Genomic DNA, 13,222 nt, shown 5'->3' with positions numbered 1-13,222 from the left:
AGGCTTGTCATCGGCCCTCCCGGACCCGCGGATCGAGCACCGCGTAGGACAGATCGACCAGCAGATTGACCACCACGAACACGGTCGCGAAGAACAACACCGCACCCTGCACCAGCGGGAAGTCGCGATTGGAGATCGCCTCCACCGTGAGCCGCCCGATCCCGGGCCAGGAGAACACCTGTTCGGTGAGGATCGCGCCGCCCAGCAGGGATCCGAGCTCCAGGCCGATCACCGTGATCACCGGCAGTGAAGCGTTCCGCAGTCCATGGCCGATCACCACTTCACGCGGACGCAGGCCCTTGGCGACGGCGGTCCGGATGTAGTCCGACGACAGCTCGTCGGTCAGTGAGGTGCGCAGCACCCGTGCCACCACCGCGATCGAGTAGATCGCCAGGGTGACGGCCGGTAATACCAGGTTGGCGAACGAGCCGTAGCCGGCAGCCGGCAGCACCCGCAGCCGGACGGCGAAGATCAGGATGAAGACGATCCCGACCCAGAACGCCGGAGTCGACTGACCGATCAGGATGACACCGCTGATCACCGTGTCGGTGATCTTGCCACGGCGGATGCCGGCGACGATGCCCGCGGGCAGAGAGATCAGCAGCGACAGCACGAACGCGGAGAACGCCAGCAGCACCGTCGCCGGCAGCCGTTCACCGATCAGCGACAGCACCGGCTGATCGAAGTAGATCGAGGTGCCGAGGTCGCCGCGTACCAGGCCGCCGAGATACTGCAGATATTGCACGGCGAGCGGTTGATCGAGCCCCAGCTGCGAGGCCAGTCGTGCGGCCTGTTCCTTGGTGGCGTCCGGCGGGAGCAGCAGCGCCAGCGGATCGCCGGAGATCCGGACCAGACCGAACGCGACGGTGGCGACCAGGAAGAGCACGACCAGTGACGACACGACCCGGGACACGATCGCCCGGCCGACTCCCGCGCCGGCCGCCGGACGGGAGGAGCTGGACGGCTGGTCGATGATCACTGCTGCCATCGGGCACTCTCCATCGTCAGATCACCGATCACGTTGGGTTTCCAGCGGATGTGGTCGTTGCGGACCAGGATCGTGTCGGCCTGGTACAGGAAGACGAACGGCGCCTCTCGGGCCAGCATCCGCTGCAGTTCGGAGAAGGCCTTCTTCCGGTCGGCGGGCTTGATCGAATTCTCCTCCCGGTCGATCAGCGCATCGGCGCGTTCGTCGTGCCATCGGCTCTGCCGTCGGTCGGAACGGATGTTGGATTGCACCGGGCTGGTCCCGTCCAAGGTCCACCCGGTAGTGGCAGCCAGGTAGATCGGACCGAGCGCCCTGCGGTTGTCGCTGGTCAGCCGCTCCGAATACATCGACGGGTCGAGCAACGACACCTTGGCCTCGACGCCGACCTTGGCCAGCAGCCCGGACATCGCCTGGGCCGTCGCCGAGTCGTCGCTGGACGCGGTCAGAGTGGTGGAGAAACCACGAGGATGCCCGGCCTGGGCCAGCAGTCTCCGGGCCAGCCCGAGATCACGGGGGTACGGTTTGATCGACGAGTCGAAGCCGAACGACTCCCGGGGGATCATCGTCGGCACCTCACGGCCGTGCCCGTTCAAGATCGCCTTCACCAGCAGCGGCACGTCCATCGCGTGGTTGAGAGCCCGCCGGACGCGGACGTCGGACAACACAGGATCGCTGGTGTCCAAGGAGAGATAGGACATCCGCAAGCCCGGCAGCGCTTCCACCTGGACGCCCTTGTAACCCTCCAGTTGCAGCGCCGCGTCCGGCACCAGGCCGGTGACCAGGTCGACCTCGTCACTCTGCAGCGCCGCCAGCGCCGACGCCGGATTCTCCAGGGTCTGGATCTCCAGGTCGTCGTAGGCCGGACGGCTCCCCCAATGCTTCGGGTCGGCGCGCATCCGGATCGCAACCCCGCGTTTCCAGCTCTCGAACCGGAACGGCCCGGTGCCGACCGGCGCCTTGGCGAACTGCGCATCACCGACGTCGGCGAGATAACGCGGTGGGACCATCACGCCACCGAACAGGGACACCTTGGCCGGGAGCACCGGATCGGGCTGGCTGAGCACGAAGTCGACGGTGTAGTCGTCGATGATCTTGACGCCGGTGACGTAGCGGAGCTCGACGATCGGTGACTCGGTCTTCGGGTCCAGCAGCCGGTCGATGCTGTATTTGACGGTGTGAGCATCGAAGCGCTCGCCGTTGTGGAACTGCACACCGCGGCGTAGCCGGAAGCGCCAGTGATGATCATCGACGGCCCGCCAGGAGGTCGCAAGCCGGGGCACCAACTCGTTGTCGACGCTGCGGGCCGTGAGCGTGTCGAACATATTGATCAACACGTTCATCGAGGTCATGTCGCCCTGCTTCTGCGGATCCAGGGTGTCCGGGTCGCCGGCCTGGGAGACCCGGATCCGGCGCCCGTCGGCGGACGCGGAGGTCGATGCGCAGCCGGCCAGCCAGGCCGGCATCCCGAGCAGCGGAGCCGCCAACGCCGATCTGCGGAGCAGATCTCGTCGACTCACTGGTTTCACAGAAACATCCTTTTGTTTCACTAGTCGAAACTGCGGTTGAACGACTGTAACCTGTTGTCATGCCCAGCGGAACCCCTCAAGCTCATTCATCAGGGGCACATCGATCAGCGGCGGATCAGCGCTCGTCGGCAACCAAGGTGCTCGACGTGCTGACCGCACTGTCCGATCACCCCGGCCCGCATCGGCTGACCGACCTGGCACTCAGCACCGGGCTGGCCAAGGCGACGGTCTATCGGATGCTGCAGAGCCTGGTCGAACGCGGCTTCGTCGTGACCGGCCCCGGCAGCCGATACGCGATCGGCCCGCGTTTCCTCGGCATCGCCAACGCCGCGCTGGTCGACGCGCCGTGGCACAAGATCGTTCGCAGCGGCCTGGAACAGCTGCGGGCCGCGACCGGGATGAGCGCCCACTTCGCCCAGCCGTACGGGAAACGGACGGTGATCGTCGATTCGGCGGAATCGACCGACCCGTTCGGCTTGCCGGCCCGTCCCGGCCGATCGGACGACGTCACCAGCACCGCGTTCGGCCAGGCGCTCGACGGTCACGACGCGGTGCTCGCCGATGACCGCGACGATCCCGGCGTCCGTTCGATCGCTGCACCGGTATTCGGTGCCGACGGTCAGGTGCTGGGTGCGATCGGCGTCGCCGGTACGACCTTCACGCTCTCCGACGATGCGACCATCGACCGGATCAGCGATCTGGTGACCCGAACGGCGGGCGAATCCTCCGCCGTGCTGGGCGCCTACCGTCGACGCGACGGCGTCGGATGAGCGCCTCAGCTGCTGACGTCGATCATCAACTCACCGCACTGATCGCCGCCGGTCGTGAACAACGGATCTTCTCCGCCGCAGCCTGGGCCGCCGGTGACCGGGACGGCGTCCTCGTCCGCGGCCACCTCGGCACCCGAGCCTGGCCGGAGTACGCGGGCGAAGTTGATCAAGAAGAACGACCGCTGGACACCGGCCCGCTGAACGGCACCGAACTCTTCGACCTGGCCTCGGTCACCAAGCCGTTGGTCGCGTTGGTGATCTTCGCCCTGATCGAGAACGGCCGACTCGATCTCGGTGACACCGTCGGCCAGGTCCTCGATGAGTACGCCGGGTCGTCGTTCGCCGATCGCCCGATCGCCGAACTTCTGCTGCACACCTCCGGCCTGCCCGGCCGGATCCCCCTCTTCCGCCGAGCCGGATCCCGCACTGCCATGTTGGAGGCGCTGGGACAACTGCCGATCCTCACCCGTCCCGGCAGTCGAGTCGAATACTCCTCCCAAGGCTTCATCCTGCTCGGCCTGATCGCCGAACGGGTATCCGGCGACCGACTGGACGCCTTGATCACCGATCTGGTCGCCAAGCCCGCCGACGCTGCGACCCTGCAGTTCCAGCCGAGCGGGATCCCGTGCGTAGCAACCGAATCCTGCGCCTGGCGAGGCAGGATCGTGCAGGGGCAGGTGCATGACGAGAACGCCGCGGTCCTCGGTGGAACGGCTGGTCACGCCGGCCTCTTCGGCTCGCTGGACGACCTGATCAGCATCGGCCGAGGCCTGCTCGCCAACCAGACCGACCCCGTCTTCGTCGCCCCGTCGACATTGCGCGTGATGACCAAGCCACGCACTGACGAGCTCAACCTCCGCCGCAGCTACGGCTGGCAGGGGGTCGACCATCCCAGCTCCGTGGCCGGCAGTCTGATCGGCCCGAACGGCTACGGCCACACCGGCTTCACCGGCACCTCGCTCTACGTCGACCCGGACGCCGGCCGGTGGTATGTCCTGCTCACCAATCGCGTCCATCCGAGCCGAGACGCCGAGGGCATCGGCCCCATCCGGCGACGGGCTCACAATCTGCTCTCTCGGCTCTGACTCTCACGGCAGCGAGGCGTGGCCTCCACCGCTGCCAGCGTCGGCCCATGAACACCACCAACGATCGGGCAACTGGACGACCCGTGACGCCGGCACACAGGGGCTACCTGGACGGACTGATCGGCTATGTTCGGTTGCAACGACGACTCGGAGCGCGAGTTGGGGGATGTCTCCGGTACATCCCCCAAATCGTGCCGCGCGGAGCCCGATCCGGGGGCCAGGAACCGCCGAGGTTTGTGTCGCCGCGCTCGACTACGTACGGTCATAGGTGCGCTTCGCAGGCCTTTGGTCCCCCGCGTAGGCGCCCGCCGACCCGAGCTGGTCGGGCGGCCGACAAGGCGATTCACCCGTTCACCGGTGCGGGCGGATAGCGGGCAGAGGGTAGAAGAAGGCACATGAGCGGCAACGCAACGTATCGGCTGAAGAACACCAGCATCCTGTCGGTCTGCGCGGTCGAGGCGCCGGTGGTGGCGACCTCCGCGCAGTTCGACGACCGACTGGCGGCGACCCACGAACGCACCGGCCTCAAGCGCGGGATGCTCGAGGAACTGGCCGGGGTCCGGGAGCGACGCTGGTGGCCCGAGGACGTCAGCTTTGCCGACGCCGCCGCGATGGCCGGAGCCAAGGCATTGGCCGAAGCCGGCATCACCCCCGCGCAGGTCGGCGTCCTGATCAGCACTGCCGTCACCCGACCGCACCTGGAGCCGTCCTCAGCGGTTGCGGTCCATCATCAGCTCGGGCTGCCGACCAACTGCTTCAGCTTCGACGTCGCCAACGCCTGCCTCGGCTTCGTGAACGGACTGCAGGTCGCCGGGATGATGATCGACTCCGGACAGATCGACTACGCCTTGCTGGTCGACGCCGAGTCGGTCCGTGACCTCCACGAGGCCACCCTGCGGCGCCTGGAGAGCCCGGAAGCCACGGCCAAGGAGGTCAAGTCCCAGTTCGCCAGCCTCACTATCGGATCGGGCGCGGCAGCGATGGTGATCGGCCGCAGCGACCAGCACCCCGAGGGCCATCGCGTGATCGGCGGCGTCAGCCGGTCCGGCAGCGAGCATCACGAGCTGTGCATCGGCGACATGAACCTGATGAACACCGACAGTGGCGCGCTGTTCCGGGCCGGCATCAAGCTTGCCATCGACACCTGGACCGACGCCGCCGAGGACTTCGACTGGTCCGGGGCCGATTACTTCTTCTGCCACCAGACCTCGGTCAAGCACATCGCGGCGATGGCCACGGCGATCGGCGTCAGCACCGACCGCTGCCCCACCACGGTCGAGACCTACGGCAACCTCGGCGCGGCCGCCGTACCGTTCACGTTGGCTCAGAACGCCGACCGGCTGCAGCCGGGCATGCAGGTGATGCTGATGGGCATCGGTTCCGGCCTGAACACCTCCTTCGCCGAGATCGCCTGGTGAGTCGAGAGCGCCTGGTGACGACGGCGCCGTACCCGCGCACCCGAGCACGAACGCGACGGGGACGGGTTGCGCAACCGGCCGTTGCGCCGGACCTCAGCGGATACGCCGACGTCGACCCCGGCTGGTCGCGACTGATCGAGGTCACCGATCCCGGCACCGGGACGGCACACACCTGGCACATCCTGGACACCCACGCCGCCGATCCGGACCGCCCCGTGGTCGGCACGATGCTCTGTGTGCACGGCAACCCGACCTGGTCCTACCTGTGGCGCCGGTTCCTGGCCGAGGCGCTGCCCGGCTGGCGGGTGGTCGCGGTCGATCAGCTCTCGATGGGCTGGTCCGAACGACTCGACCGGTCGCGCACGCTGCCCCAACGGGTTGCCGATCTCGGCGCGCTCACCGACCGGCTCCGGATCACCGGACCGGTGGTCACCGTCGGGCACGACTGGGGCGGCATCATCTCGCTCGGCTGGGCGCTGCAGCATCGCGATCAGCTGGCCGCCGTCGTGCTGGCCAACACCGGCCTGGACCTGCCGGTCGGCGCCGAGTTGCCGACGTTGCTGCGACCGGCGCGGACTCCGGCATTGCTGCGCGCGACCTGCGTGCGGACCCCGACGTTCGTCCGAACCGCCGCTGCTCTCTCCCGCCCCGCCCTGCCGGCCCGTGTTCGCGCCGAGCTGGCCCGACCGTACGGCAGCGCGGCCCGACGGGAGGCGGTCGGCGACTTCGTGGCCGACATCCCGCTGGAGGCCGATCATGTCAGCCGACCGGCGTTCGACGCGATCGCTGCCGGCGCCGGTGACCTCGAGGTGCCTGCGCTGCTGCTGTGGGGCGGTCGAGACCCGGTCTTCCACGACGGCTTCCTCGATGATCTTGAACGCCGACTGCCGCAGGCCGACGTGCACCGCTACCCCCGCGCCGCCCACCTGGTCACTGAGGACGAGCCGCGGACCGCGACCGACACCTGGCACTGGATCCAGCGGCACGTCGCGACGTCCGCGCCGCAGCCGGCCACCGAACCGGTCCCCCAACCGACCCCGGAGGCCGTCACCTGGACCGAGGACGATCTGCCCTGGGCCGCTCTGGTCCGACGGGCCGACGACCCGGCCACGGCTGCCGCCGAAGTGCACAACGGGGTGACCAGCACGGTCTCCTTCGCCGACCTGGAACGCCGGATCGCCGACACCGCCGCCGGGCTCCAGCACTTCGGCCTGCAGCCCGGTGATCGGGTCGCGATGCTCGTGCCACCCGGAATCGACCTGACCGTCGCGGTGTACGCCTGCTGGCGGGTCGGTGCGGTGATCGTGGTCGCCGACGCCGGACTCGGAGTCCGCGGCATGGCACACGCCCTGCGCAGCGCGCACCCCCGGTTCGTGATCGGGATCGGCAAGGGGTTGCTGGCGATCCGGGCGCTGGGCGTCCCGGGACGTCGGATCGGGGTCGGTTCCCGGACGGCGCTGGCACGGATCGGCGGCTGGGAAGCCGACCTTCGCCAGATCGAGGAGGACGGCCGCGGCCGCACGCTGCCGCACCGCGACCCGGCCGACACCGAGGGTGCGGTGCTGTTCACCTCCGGCGCGACCGGCCCGGCCAAGGGAGTGGTCTATCGGCAGAGCCAGCTCAAGGAGCAGATCGCCAAGGTCGCCGGCATCATGCGGGTCGGGCCCGACGACCGGCTGGTCGCGGCCTTCGCACCGTTTGCCCTCTACGGACCGGCGATGGGGATCGGCGCCGTCGTCCCGGACATGGACGTCACCGCACCCGGAACGCTCACCGCGGTGGCGCTGGCCGACGCCGTACGAGCACTGGACGCGACCGTGGTGTTCGCCTCCCCTGCCGCGTTGCGCAATGTGGTCGCCAGCAGCGACGCCCTGACCGCCGAACAACGCGCCCTGCTGCACGGCGTGCACACCGTGCTGTCAGCCGGTGCGCCGGTACCGGCGCCGTTGCTGCGGGAGGTGCAGCAGCTGCTGCCGAACGCCGAACTGCACACCCCGTACGGGATGACCGAGGTGCTGCCGGCCACCGACATCTCGCTGGCCGAGATCGAGAGCGCCGGCCGGGGCAACGGAGTCTGCGTCGGCCTGCCGCTGCCGGGCGTGACGCTCCGGGTGAGCCCGCTGGACGAGCAGGGCCGGGCCGACGGGCCGCTGACCGACCAGGTCGGTGTGACCGGTGAGATCTGTATCGCGGCCGCCCATCGCAAGGACCGCTACGACCGGCTCTGGGCGACCGAGCAGGCCGCCTCCCGCAACCCCGGCTATCACCGGACCGGCGACGTCGGCCACCTAGATGATCATGGTCGGCTCTGGGTCGAGGGCCGGTTGCTGCACGTGATCAGCACCGCCGACGGTCCGGTCACCCCGGTCCGCGTCGAACAGCGGATCGAGGAACTGCCGCAGGTGAGGTCGGCGGCCGCGGTCGGTGTCGGACCGACCGGCACCCAGCAGGTCGTGGCCGTGGTCGTGCCGACCGGTGCAGCACCGTCCCGGCAGCATGTCGCCGATCCGGACCTGGCAGCGGCCGTCCGCGCGGTCTCGACCGTTCCGCTGGCCGCGGTACTGGTGCTCGACGCGTTGCCGGTGGACATCCGACACGCGTCGAAGGTGGACCGGACCCGGCTCGCTCGCTGGGCCGGACGGTTGCTGGCCGGCGAACGCGCCGGGAAGGTCTGACGGCGATGAAGGTGCTGGTCACCGGTGCCAGCGGGATGCTCGGCGGCGCCACCGCCCGGGCCCTCGCCGCGCGCGGGGACGACGTCACCGTGCTGCAGCGCCGACCGTCCGGGTCGGGGTTGCGCGAGGTGCTCGGCGACATCGCCGACCTCGCCCTGGTACGCCGCGCCGTCCAAGATCAACAAGCCGTCGTTCACCTGGCAGCCAAGGTCAACGTGACCGGAGCCGAGGCGGACTACCGCCGGGCCAACGTCGACGGCACCCGGGCGGTGGTCCGGGCCTGCCAGGAAGCCGGCGTCGAGCGGCTGATCAACGTGTCGTCCCCGTCGGTGGCGCACAGCGGTTCGTCCCTGGTCGGTGTCGGGGCCGGCCCGGCAGACCCGAGCACCGCACGCGGCCCATACGCCCGGACCAAGGCCGAAGCCGAGTTGCTGGCATTGGCCGCCGACAGTGCGACGCTGGCGGTCCTGGCGGTCCGGCCGCACATCGTCTGGGGCCCGGGCGACACCCAGCTGGTCGGCCGGATCGTGGCCCGGGCCCGGCAGCGTCGGTTGCCGTTGTTCGGTCAGGCTGCGGTGCTGGTCGACACCACGTATGTGGCGAACGCGGTCGACGCGCTGGTCGCCGCAGTGGACCGCTGCACACCCGACGGCGTGCACGGCGAGGCGCTGGTGGTGAGCAACGGTGAACCCCGGCCGATCGGCGAGATCCTTACGGCGATGGCACGAGCCGGCGGCGCTCCGCTGCCGACCCGTCACCTGCCCGTCGGTCCGGCCCGGCTGGCCGGCAGCCTTGCCGAGCAGCTCTGGAAGCTGCGGCCCGGCGACGACGCCGATCCGCCGATCACCCGGTTCCTGGTCGAACAGCTCTCCACCGCCCACTGGTTCGACCAGCGACGGACCCGGCAGTCGCTCGGTTGGCGGCCGTCGATCAGCCTGGACGAGGGCTTCGCCGAGCTGACCCGCTGGTACGCCGCCAACGGCAGCTGAGCTTTCAGAGCATGCTTGCAACCTGCTAGCACGGCGCTAGATTTGAGACATGACAACGCTCTACATCCGCGACGTTCCCGACGAGGTGGCGGAACGGCTGAAGCAACGCGCGGCCGCCGACGGCCAGTCGCTCTCTGCCTACGTCGCCGCAGCGTTGACCACGCTCGCCGAGCGTCCGAGCAACGCGGAGGTGGTCGCACGGCTACGTCTGCGCGACCGATCCGATGCGCCGACGCCGCAGGAGATCATCGCCGCAGTCCAAGCCGACCGTCCATGATCGTCGTCGACGCATCTGCGATGGTGGAAGCACTCATCGGGAAGGATCCGGACGACGGCCTATTGGAAGCGCTGGAGGGCGATCTCGCAGCGCCGCACGTTCTCGACGTCGAAGTCCTCTCTGCGATCCGGATCCTGACCCTCGGACGAAAGCTCAACGCATCATCAGCACATCAGGCGATCTCCGACCACTTCGCGTTCTCCATCCTCCGTCAGGAGATCGAGCCGCTCGCGGAGAGGATCTGGGACCTGCGCCACCAGTTCACCAGCTACGACGCGTCGTACATCGCCTTGGCCGAAGGCCTCCGAGCGCCCTTGGTCACCTGTGATGCAAAGCTCGCGACGAACGGTCACAGCGCAGACGTCACGGTCTTTCCGCGTAGCGACTGACAGCCGCTCGATCCGCGAACAACGCTCCGAGACTCAACGCCGCCTGCTGCTGCCCGCTCACCCGCAGGCCTTCCCAGACCGACACCTGATTGGCGGTCAGCACCGGCTTGCCGACCGCAGCTTCAAGATCATCCAGGATGCCCAGCGTGTGCATCGCCGTGTCCGGCACCAGGATCGCGCCGGCCTGCGGAGTATCCGCAGCTTTGATCATGGTGATCACCTCGTCCCGGCCGAGCTTGCCGACATCGGAGGCGTAGAGGATGTCGGAGGCACCGAACCCGGCAACAGTGATCCCCGCGCCGGAAAGGAAGTCGACGAACAGCCTGGCGACGTCATCGGGGTACGACGCCGCAACCGCGACGCTGTCGACACCGAGCTGCCGGGCGGCACCGGCAAAGGCCAACGACGTCGACGATGCCGGCAGTCCGCAGACCGCCGAGAGCTCGTCGGCTTGAGCCTGGGCGCCCTCCCAGCCGAAGACGAAACTGCCGCTGGTGCAGGCCCAGATGATCGCCTCCGGCTGCTCACCCTTCAGCTCGGTGGCGCCGTCGGCCAGAGCCTGCGCACTGCCCCAGGCACGCAGTTCATCGGGCCGGTGGGCATCGCTGGCCATCGCGGTGTGCACCAGCGGCAGCCGGACGCCGTCCAGCCTTTCCTCGGCGTGGGCGAAGTCGTCCTCGGCGCTGTGCCCCGGGTAGAGCAGTCCGATGGTGGTCATGGTCGGCCTCCTTCTCGTGGCCCCAGAAGTTCCAGGATGGTCAGTGCGTAGGTCCGAGCCGCCGACAGTAATTCCTGCAGGGGCACGGATTCGTCGGCTCGGTGGGCCTGTTCGGACACCGAGCCCGGGCCGTAGACGACGACCGGCAGCCCGGCGTCGCGGGCCAGGAATCCGCCGTCACAGGCAGCAGTCCAGCCACCGGGGTCATGATCGGGAGCCGACGCTGCCCGAGCCGCCGACCGGACAGCGAGCACGAGCTGATCATCGGCCGCGGTCTCGAAACCAGGCATGTCCAGCCCCACCGATACCTCGGTCCGGTAGCCGTCGGCGGACAGCCCCAGTTGATCGAGACGGCCGGTCAGGGTCTTCAGAGCGTCCGTACCGGTTTCGCCGGGGAGCAGCCGACGGTCGGCGGTCAGTTCGCATTCGGCGGCGACGATGGAGGCGCCGGTGCCGCCGTCGATCCGTCCGACACTGACCGTCGCCGGACCGGCCAGCGGGTGCGCGTCGGCGGCGAGCTCGCGATGCCACCGGGACAGATCGTCGATCACCCGTCCGGCGCCGACGATCGCGTTCAGCCCGTCCGACGGGTGCCCGGCATGGGCCGCCCGGCCGGTCACCCGCACCGTCAGATAGGCGTCGCCGCGGGCGGCGATGATCGGCTGCAGCTCGGTCGGTTCACCGACGATGCAGCCCAGATGATCATGACCGTGTCCGGCCGCCAGGTAATGCTGCACACCGAGGGCGGCGTCCTCCTCGTCGACGGTGACCGCGAGCTCGACCGGGCCGCTGAGCGGCACCCCGGAACGACGCAGTGCGCCCATCGCGACGATCATCGCTGCCAGACCGCCCTTCATGTCCGACGACCCGCGCCCGTAGAGCCGCCCGTCACGGACCAGACCGCCGTACGGATCGGTGGTCCAGCCGTCGCCGACCGGCACCACGTCGGAATGCCCGAGCAGCAACACCCCCGGACCCGAGCCACCGGGCAGCACCGCCCGCAGGTTGGGTCGATCGGGCCGGACCTCGTCGGTTTCATGATCAAGTCCGCGCAGCGCGCAGGCCTGGGCCAGCACGTCAACGGTCGCCTGTTCCTGGCCCGGCGGATTCTCTCCCGGCGCGACCACCAGACCGGCAGCCAGTGAGGTGATCTCCTCGACACCGATCAGGTCCAGCACCGAAGCCTGCAGCAGGCTGAGCTCAGCCATCGACAGCACGCCGCAGCCGGGCAACCCCCTCGGCGATCCGGTCCGGCGTACTGGAGGCGAAACAGAGTCGCAAGGCATCACCGAACCGGCCGGACGGAGAGAACGCCGGACCCGGGATGTAGGCGACGCCGGCAGCCAGCGCCCGTTCGAAGAGCCCCTGGGTGTCGATGCCGGGCAACGTCACCCAGAGGAAGAAGCCGCCGGACGGATCGGTCCAGGTCCCCAGATCGGCGAAGTGCTCGGTCAACGCCGACTGCATCGCCGTCTTGCGTTCGGCGTAGCGGGCGCGCTGCTCGGTCAGATGGCCGGCCAACCTGCCCTCGGACAGGAACCCGGCGATCAGCCGCTGATTGGGCAGGTTGGCGCAGGTGTCCATCGCCTGCTTCGCGTTGATCAACAACGGCTGCAACGCAGGATCGGCGTCCACCCAGCCGACCCGCAGACCGGGGGCGATGATCTTGGAGAAGGTACGCACCGAGAAGACCAGCGGATCTCCCTCAGCCAACGCCCGCAGCGACGGGATCTCGGAATCGGCGAACCGCAGCATTCCGTACGGGTCGTCGTCGATGATCATCGATCCCCAGTCGCGGGCCAATTCCAGCAGCCTCAGTCGGCGCTGCAGACTGAGCGTCGTGCCGGACGGATTCTGGAAGGTCGGGATGACGTAGATCGCCTTCGGCTTCCGCCCGGCAGCCGCGACCGCGGCCTCCAACTCGTCGACGATCATGCCGTCGGCATCGACACCGACCTCGAGCAATTCAGCACCGTAGGACAGCGCGGTGGCACTGCCGTTGGTGTAGGTCGGCGACTCGATCACCACCAGGTCGCCCGGGTCGATGAAGAGTTTGCCGAACAGATCGAGCCCCTGCATGCCGCCGGCGGTGATCGTCAACCGGTCCGGCGTGGTTTCATCGGTCGTCCCGGACAGCATCTCCAGCAAGGCGGAACGGAGCTTCGGGTCGCCCTCGGTGGCGGCGTAGTCGAAGGCGTCGGCGCTCAGCGCATCGGCAGCGACAGAGGAGAAGTCCGGGATCGCCTCGGCGGCCGGACTGCCCATCGCGAACCGTACGATGTCGTGGCTCTGCTTCTGCAGCAGCGAAGTCGAGGAGTCGATCACCGACCCCACCAACTGACCCGTCCGGGCCGCCAACAGGGTGTCCCTGGTCACTGCACTCATCG

12 protein-coding genes are annotated in these 13,222 nt (G+C 68.9%); 7 read left to right on the top strand and 5 right to left on the bottom strand.

Going from position 1 to position 13,222, the window contains the following annotated elements; genetic code table 11:
* Positions 1-7: 7 nt before the first annotated feature.
* Together BLU38_RS26325 and BLU38_RS26320 are read right to left on the bottom strand one after the other, a co-directional pair.
* Complete coding sequence (locus BLU38_RS26325) at positions 8-988, bottom strand: ABC transporter permease (RefSeq protein WP_091529167.1); 981 nt, start codon at positions 986-988, stop codon at positions 8-10.
* Positions 976-2,514, bottom strand: a complete 1,539-nt coding sequence (locus BLU38_RS26320; protein ID WP_197679873.1) for an ABC transporter substrate-binding protein — start codon at positions 2,512-2,514, stop codon at positions 976-978. The genes BLU38_RS26325 and BLU38_RS26320 overlap by 13 nt, the downstream gene beginning before the upstream one ends.
* 59 nt (positions 2,515-2,573) lie before the next feature.
* On the opposite strand from BLU38_RS26320, the gene BLU38_RS26315 reads away from it, so the two are divergent.
* The 7 genes from BLU38_RS26315 to BLU38_RS26285 all read left to right on the top strand — a co-directional run bounded on the left by BLU38_RS26315 (position 2,574) and on the right by BLU38_RS26285 (position 10,117).
* Positions 2,574-3,284, top strand: a complete 711-nt coding sequence (locus BLU38_RS26315; protein ID WP_091529165.1) for an IclR family transcriptional regulator — start codon at positions 2,574-2,576, stop codon at positions 3,282-3,284.
* A complete protein-coding gene (locus tag BLU38_RS26310) occupies positions 3,281-4,369 on the top strand; it encodes a serine hydrolase domain-containing protein (protein WP_091529162.1) in 1,089 nt (362 codons plus the stop codon). Before BLU38_RS26315 ends, BLU38_RS26310 begins: the two co-directional genes overlap by 4 nt.
* A 395-nt stretch (positions 4,370-4,764) precedes the next feature.
* Positions 4,765-5,787: a 3-oxoacyl-ACP synthase III gene (locus BLU38_RS26305; protein WP_091529159.1), complete on the top strand. Its 1,023-nt coding sequence runs from the start codon at positions 4,765-4,767 to the stop codon at positions 5,785-5,787.
* Complete coding sequence (locus BLU38_RS26300) at positions 5,784-8,462, top strand: alpha/beta fold hydrolase (RefSeq protein WP_231920049.1); 2,679 nt, start codon at positions 5,784-5,786, stop codon at positions 8,460-8,462. Before BLU38_RS26305 ends, BLU38_RS26300 begins: the two co-directional genes overlap by 4 nt.
* 5 nt (positions 8,463-8,467) lie before the next feature.
* Positions 8,468-9,451: an NAD-dependent epimerase/dehydratase family protein gene (locus tag BLU38_RS26295; RefSeq protein WP_091529153.1), complete on the top strand. Its 984-nt coding sequence runs from the start codon at positions 8,468-8,470 to the stop codon at positions 9,449-9,451.
* Between the two features lie 49 nt (positions 9,452-9,500).
* Positions 9,501-9,728, top strand: a complete 228-nt coding sequence (locus BLU38_RS26290) for a FitA-like ribbon-helix-helix domain-containing protein (RefSeq protein ID WP_091529150.1) — start codon at positions 9,501-9,503, stop codon at positions 9,726-9,728.
* A complete protein-coding gene (locus BLU38_RS26285) occupies positions 9,725-10,117 on the top strand; it encodes a type II toxin-antitoxin system VapC family toxin (RefSeq protein ID WP_091529148.1) in 393 nt (130 codons plus the stop codon). The genes BLU38_RS26290 and BLU38_RS26285 overlap by 4 nt, the downstream gene beginning before the upstream one ends.
* On the opposite strand, the gene BLU38_RS26280 is transcribed toward BLU38_RS26285, so the two are convergent.
* The 3 genes from BLU38_RS26280 to BLU38_RS26270 are packed head-to-tail and all read right to left on the bottom strand — an operon-like array spanning position 10,092 to position 13,220.
* Positions 10,092-10,835: a maleate cis-trans isomerase family protein gene (locus tag BLU38_RS26280; RefSeq protein ID WP_091529145.1), complete on the bottom strand. Its 744-nt coding sequence runs from the start codon at positions 10,833-10,835 to the stop codon at positions 10,092-10,094. The genes BLU38_RS26285 and BLU38_RS26280 overlap by 26 nt on opposite strands.
* Positions 10,832-12,043 (bottom strand): M20 family metallopeptidase, encoded by a 1,212-nt coding sequence (locus BLU38_RS26275; RefSeq protein ID WP_091533191.1) that lies wholly within the window; start codon positions 12,041-12,043, stop codon positions 10,832-10,834. The genes BLU38_RS26280 and BLU38_RS26275 overlap by 4 nt, the downstream gene beginning before the upstream one ends.
* On the bottom strand, positions 12,036-13,220 hold the full coding sequence (locus BLU38_RS26270; RefSeq protein ID WP_091529142.1) for an aminotransferase-like domain-containing protein: 1,185 nt from the start codon (positions 13,218-13,220) through the stop codon (positions 12,036-12,038). The genes BLU38_RS26275 and BLU38_RS26270 overlap by 8 nt, the downstream gene beginning before the upstream one ends.
* Positions 13,221-13,222: the final 2 nt, after the last annotated feature.

Origin of the sequence: Microlunatus soli (genome assembly GCF_900105385.1) — a bacterium.
Lineage (GTDB): Bacteria > Actinomycetota > Actinomycetes > Propionibacteriales > Propionibacteriaceae > Microlunatus > Microlunatus soli.
The sequence above is the reverse complement of the archived record's forward strand: the minus strand, read 5'-3'. Positions and strand labels throughout refer to the sequence as shown.

Coding starts and splice junctions, on each gene's coding strand:
- BLU38_RS26305 (WP_091529159.1), top strand. CDS start 4,765: ATGAGCGGCAACGCAACGTATCGGCTGAAGAACACCAGCATCCTGTCG.
- BLU38_RS26280 (WP_091529145.1), bottom strand. CDS start 10,835: ATGACCACCATCGGACTGCTCTACCCGGGGCACAGCGCCGAGGACGAC.
- BLU38_RS26285 (WP_091529148.1), top strand. CDS start 9,725: ATGATCGTCGTCGACGCATCTGCGATGGTGGAAGCACTCATCGGGAAG.
- BLU38_RS26295 (WP_091529153.1), top strand. CDS start 8,468: ATGAAGGTGCTGGTCACCGGTGCCAGCGGGATGCTCGGCGGCGCCACC.
- BLU38_RS26290 (WP_091529150.1), top strand. CDS start 9,501: ATGACAACGCTCTACATCCGCGACGTTCCCGACGAGGTGGCGGAACGG.
- BLU38_RS26310 (WP_091529162.1), top strand. CDS start 3,281: ATGAGCGCCTCAGCTGCTGACGTCGATCATCAACTCACCGCACTGATC.
- BLU38_RS26315 (WP_091529165.1), top strand. CDS start 2,574: ATGCCCAGCGGAACCCCTCAAGCTCATTCATCAGGGGCACATCGATCA.
- BLU38_RS26275 (WP_091533191.1), bottom strand. CDS start 12,043: ATGGCTGAGCTCAGCCTGCTGCAGGCTTCGGTGCTGGACCTGATCGGT.
- BLU38_RS26270 (WP_091529142.1), bottom strand. CDS start 13,220: ATGAGTGCAGTGACCAGGGACACCCTGTTGGCGGCCCGGACGGGTCAG.
- BLU38_RS26325 (WP_091529167.1), bottom strand. CDS start 988: ATGGCAGCAGTGATCATCGACCAGCCGTCCAGCTCCTCCCGTCCGGCG.